The 5,457-nt window shown below is 48.9% G+C and carries 3 protein-coding genes and 1 pseudogene; 3 read left to right on the top strand and 1 reads right to left on the bottom strand.

The features are described 5' to 3' along the window. Positions 1 to 256: 256 nt before the first annotated feature. Together NZ772_12800 and NZ772_12795 are read left to right on the top strand one after the other, a co-directional pair. Positions 257 to 854: pseudogene (locus NZ772_12800) on the top strand (hypothetical protein). A gap of 226 nt (positions 855 to 1,080) precedes the next feature. Next, positions 1,081 to 2,043 (top strand): SPFH domain-containing protein, encoded by a 963-nt coding sequence (locus tag NZ772_12795; GenBank protein MCS6814429.1) that lies wholly within the window; start codon positions 1,081 to 1,083, stop codon positions 2,041 to 2,043. A 207-nt stretch (positions 2,044 to 2,250) separates the two neighbouring features. On the opposite strand, the gene NZ772_12790 is transcribed toward NZ772_12795, so the two are convergent. Beyond that, positions 2,251 to 2,727: a hypothetical protein gene (locus NZ772_12790; protein MCS6814428.1), complete on the bottom strand. Its 477-nt coding sequence runs from the start codon at positions 2,725 to 2,727 to the stop codon at positions 2,251 to 2,253. A 342-nt stretch (positions 2,728 to 3,069) separates the two neighbouring features. On the opposite strand from NZ772_12790, the gene NZ772_12785 reads away from it, so the two are divergent. Further along, positions 3,070 to 4,941 carry an N-acetylmuramoyl-L-alanine amidase gene (locus tag NZ772_12785; GenBank protein ID MCS6814427.1) on the top strand — a complete coding sequence of 624 codons (1,872 nt, stop codon included), beginning with the start codon at positions 3,070 to 3,072 and terminating at the stop codon, positions 4,939 to 4,941. Positions 4,942 to 5,457 lie beyond the last annotated feature (516 nt).

The raw sequence follows: 5,457 nt of genomic DNA, 5'->3' as shown, positions 1-5,457 counted from the left end.
ATACGAGTATTTTTGCTTTTCAAGCATCAGGCATCAGTAAATTTATTGATCTTCCAGAAAATCTTCTAAAAGCTTTGTCGAACGTCTAGAAGGTTTACAATCATGCCCAGTGCCTTGTGATATTGGAGGTTTGGACACTTTGCTATGCGTCGTAATTGCTAACCCTAAGTACTGTCACTAAGCATAGGACAAAAATTTGCTAATAGTAAAGAAAAGAGGGTTTCATGAGAATTACCACCTTCACAGCAAAACCCTTATGCACCAAGTTACTCTACTTCAGACCAAACTGCGACCCCATCTAGCGTGGCATGGCGCAAGATTGAGCTTTTTGGCAGCTTTTCTGATAGCACTGATCCGAGTCAAAACCGTCAATTTCAGCGAACTGGCAACAGCCTTTAGTGGCAAAGCCCAAACTGATTCTCATTACAAACGCATCCAACGATTTTTCTGGGAGCATGAATTGGACTACGCTCAAATCGCCCGTACCATTGTGACCTTCCTGAACACGCCATTGCGGATTACGCCAAAAGGTGATTTGTGCAAACCCTCGTCGGCATCCTGAAAACGAGAGGGTTTTGGCATCCTGAAAACGAGAGGTTTTTTGAGAATCAACGCATGTGCAAGCGAGAGAGCGACTATGCAAGCTCTTGGCACTCTTGGCGTTAACCTTATGCTGGGCGGTGCTGATTGGTGCATAGTTCCATAAGTTGCAACCGTTAATCATCAAATCCCGTGGTCGTGGAGCCAAGAGCCTGTTTTGCCATAGCTATGATTACTTGCGATCAATCTGCCTCAATCTAAAGTCCAAAATAGATGAGTTTCTGAAGGTTTTACAGTTTTTGTCCTGTACTTAGGATAAAAAGATAAAACCCTTGTTAGGGATTCAGGGCGATTGAGGATATTCCGGGGTGTCAATGCAGCTCTGAGACGTGAACATTCACGAGTTATATGCTGCTTTGAGTAGAAGCCCTCGCTTCACTGACTAATTTGCTAGACGGAGTTTCTGGTGATTCCGTAATCCATGGAGTAGTCACTGTAATCTAAAAACATAAACAGAATAGCTGTCTGTGGAGAAATGATATGGCTGACATGGATTACTCGTCTTTTAGAAAAATTGTCAGTGAAGAACGGGAAGGTTCTAGAGTTTACGCCACACCGGGTGTGGCGCATGTATCTTTGGGTGGCCCGATTCGGGGTTTGCTCTTTTGGATAGTTACAATTCCTTTGTTTTGGGCAGCTTTGCGGGGAGTCCAGACTAGGCAGAATATACCTCTACCCCAAATTGCAGGAGCTGCAGTGTTCAGTTTCCTATGGGGGCAGGTTACATCTGGCGTGCGTGTTGCGGCTGAATGGGAGAAAGGAGTTATTCTCACCTTGGGCAAATTCTCGGAAACTAGAGGCTCTGGAGTCTTTTATGTCATCCCTTTTATCGAGAAAGTGCACTTTATCGATACCAGGGTACAAGTAATTAATATTCCTCGCCAACGAGCGATCACCAAAGACAATGTGCCTGTAGTAATTGATGGCGCTTTATTTTTGAGTGTCAAAGACCCTGGCAAAGCCGTAACCAAAGTCCAGAACTATAGTTTTGCAACTTCCCAATATGCTCAGTCGGCCCTGCGGGATGTAGTGGGATCTTCTTCTCTAGATGAGCTTCTGGCTGAACGAGAAAAAATTCAGGCAGACATTGCGGCGATCGTCGGAGAAAAAGTAAAGGACTGGGGCTTGAGAATAGATTCTATCCAACTTCAGGATTTTGACTTGCCGGAAGAACTGAAAAAGGTGATGTCGAGGCAAGCCTCAGCCGAGCGGGAAAAACGAGCAACTATTACTAAAGCTGAGGGCGACCATCTAGCTGCTGCTAACCTTGCTGAAGCTGCTCAACTCATGGAAAGGAACCCGATCGCTCTCGAATTACGCACGCTCCAGACGATCGATGGATTGGCCAATAGTCCTTCTAACACCGTAGTTCTATTTCCCATGGAACTGGGCACAGCCTTGAAGTCGCTCGGTAAAATTGCTCAGGATACAAAAGCAGGGTAAACAGTGCTCAACACCTTGTGGCATCAGCGGTTTGGACACACAAACTTATAGATAATCATTATAGAAAAATTGGTTAGTGCTCAACGCCTTGTGGTATGGGAGGTTTGGGTATACCTTGCCTCCCTTGCTGAGGATCTTCGGTTAGAGTGCTCAACACCTTGTGACATGGGAGGTTTGGACACCTGACCATTTCTCAGGTTAGTACGTCTAAGTACAAAACAAAAATTGTAGAACTATTAGAAAATCGTCCATCTTGGACTCTAGGTCGAGCACAATCGATCGCAAATAGTCATAGCCATAGCGAAAGAGACTCTTGCTTCTGCGCCCATGCTTTTTGATGACTAAAGACTGAAACTCGTGTAACCATTCGCCAATCAGCACCACGCAGCATAAGGTTAATACCAAGAGTGCCAAGAGCTTGCACAGTTGCTCTCCCGCTTGCACATGGGTTGATTCTAAACAACACCCTCTTGTCTTGAGGATGCCAAATAGAGTTTCGACAGACCACCTTTTGGCGTAATCTGCGATTGCAGTTTTGGGAGCAGTTTGGGTTGCAATGACCAGCAGCAAACCATCTTTGAGCCGAGTGGCCGCAATGTAAACCCAATGTCCCCAGAGCAAGCGGCGCTGCCGGAGGATTTTCGTTTGACCTACTTGCAAATCTTGAACCAGCGTTCGAACCATGAGGGTACGCCGACCATCGCCCAGTTTGTGGTTTTCGGGGATGTGAATGCGAAATAGTGTTCAGGGGGTCTCTATGGTGCACTCCGCAGGCAACCAAAGTTAGATTTTCTTTAGCCAATGATGCAGAGCTTGAAGGAATTAAAGATACAGATGTTTTAGCTAGAGGCTTGACCAGTAACCATGGTTTGCTTTCTTCTTTACTCCTGGTTGTGTAGGACTAACCCATAAATGTTGTTGCGGGCTGGCTGAATCTGGTTACTATTGGGTACTTGGTTGCGTGGTTTTACGATCGCGCCACTTCTGTTACTCAGCACTACGTCATTTTCATCTACCTAGTACTGCATGAGAATTCGCTGGTTGCTTTTAGGGATTGTCAGTTGCCTGGTCATTGTGTTGGCATCGTTGCCCGCGTGGACAACTGGATTGGAGCTAGTACCGTTCGATCGTGCCCAGAACCGACTGGAGTTTAAAGTCGATCGTCCGGTGCAACCCCAAGCCTATTTGTTAGCTGACCCAACCCGGTTAGTAATTGAGTTACCGGGGATTCTACTGGATGAACCAACCCTAACCCAGACTGTGGGGGGGCATGTTCGCTATGTTCGAGCTGTGCAACTTAATGATTCTACTGCTCGTGTGATCATAGAACTAGAGCCGGGGTATTTACTGGATCCAAAACAAATTCAGTTTCGGGGACTGTCGCCGACACACTGGACTGTACAACTGCCCCCTCCTCAGTCGATAACCCAGCAACCTGTGACTGTGGCTCCATCTCCGTCACCACCAATTACATCGCAGGCAGTACCAATGTCGGTTGTGGCCTCTCCCCCAGAGACAGCAACAGTCATCAATCAGGTGCAGCCAACGATCGACGGCTTGTTAATTCAAACCAGTGGGGCCTTGCCCAACGTCCGTATGCAACGGAGCGACGATCAACGAACTCTGATACTTGACTTCCCCAATACGCAACCTGCGGCAACAGTAGCGCAGCGTGTAATCGGGATTGAGCGTCATGGCGTTGAAACTGTGAACATAGTCTCTACACCGACTACGACCCAGTTGATGCTAACGCTGAGCGCTCCCCATGGGGAATGGAAACTAGTGCCTAGCCCATCGGGGGGGATGTTACTGTTGCCCAAGCGTGCCCCTAGAATCAATACCCTGCCGCCGGTAGTGGCAGCACCGCCAACAGCAACGATCGCGACCATCCAAGCAGTGGAACTGAATCTTACTAAGGGGCAATTGTTAATTTACGTAAACCAGCCTGTCACTCCCCAAGCCCAGTGGCAGGGCGATGAATATCGGCTGCAACTGACTCCTGCCCGACTAGCCAGTGATGTGCGTGGTCCCCAGTTGCCAGCAGGCAGTCCACTTCAGCGCATTCGCTTGCAACGGGAGGATGCTCAAACCGTATCGATTTGGGTGTTGCCCACGGCTGGTGTTAGGATTGAGCGGCTTAATGCCGTGTCACCACAGGTGTTAGCGCTCCAGATGCGATCGCCCATGCCGCCTGCTGCTCCTCCAGTGGTCACAACTCCACCAGTTACGGTGAGCACTAATCCCCCTCGGTTGTCAGTCAATTCGCTGCCACCGCCAGTTCCACCCATTGACCAGCCACCCAGTTCTCTACCCCCTGCACCCACGCTGCCCCCTAGTTCACCAGTGCCCATAGACCAACCCGTGGTTGTGATTGATCCTGGGCATGGTGGTTTAGATCCTGGGGCAGTCGGCATTGGCGGGCTACGGGAGAAGGATGTAGTGTTGCCTATTGCCCTGAATGTAGGTGCCCGTCTACAACAGCAAGGGCTACCTGTGGTGCTAACTCGTGTTGACGATCGTGACCTGGATTTGGAACCACGGGTGCAATTGGCAGAGCAGGTGAGAGCCAAACTGTTTGTGAGCATTCATGCCAACTCTATCGGGGCAGATCGTCCCGATGTGAATGGACTAGAAACTTACTACTACATGAGTGGCAGCCAACTAGCCCAGACTCTTCATGGCTACCTGTTGCAGCTAGCAGGTGTGCGCGATCGCGGGGTGCGCCAAGCTCGGTTTTATGTACTGCGTAAAACATCAATGCCCGCTGTATTAATTGAGACGGGCTATGTATCTGGTTATGAGGATGCGAATCGGTTGCGTAATCCCATTGCCCAGCAACAGATAGCTGATGCGATCGCCCAGGGAATTTTGCAATACTTAACCTACAGTCGATCGTAACTTGATTACCCTGGAAGGGTGGCTAACGTGCTTGAAGGCGTGTTGAACTTGACGGGATAGGCTTGATGTCTCGTCCCTTCTAGAGCATTGCTGGGGTGTATTGGCGATCGAGTTTCATGAACTTCACAGTTGCTCTTCCTCGACTTGCCGGAACGGAACTACCTATGGTGAATAAAGAGTTATGATTTCGTTGACTTGTGGCACGGGTAGACACAAGAATGGCACCGCAAAATAATTCCGATTCTGTACAGTTAGTAACTCAACCCTGGCAACCAGTAGTTTCCAATCAACCGCTGGCTACAGGTTCGACTGCCAACATACCGTCTATTTCACAGACCATGCTTCGAATCACAGGCATGGCTGAGTTGCGGCAGTTATTGGCTATTCCCGACATGGCTCCTGATGTAGTCGATCGCCTATACCAACTGGTCACTATGACCCAGCAGTTGCGAGACCTGCTTACAACCCAACAGGCACTAGGTTCTGACACAACGCCAGACTTGCAGCCTACCCCAC

The sequence above is a fragment of the Cyanobacteriota bacterium genome (assembly GCA_025054735.1).
GTDB lineage: Bacteria > Cyanobacteriota > Cyanobacteriia > SKYG9 > SKYG9 > SKYG9.
The sequence above is the reverse complement of the archived record's forward strand: the minus strand, read 5'-3'. Positions and strand labels throughout refer to the sequence as shown.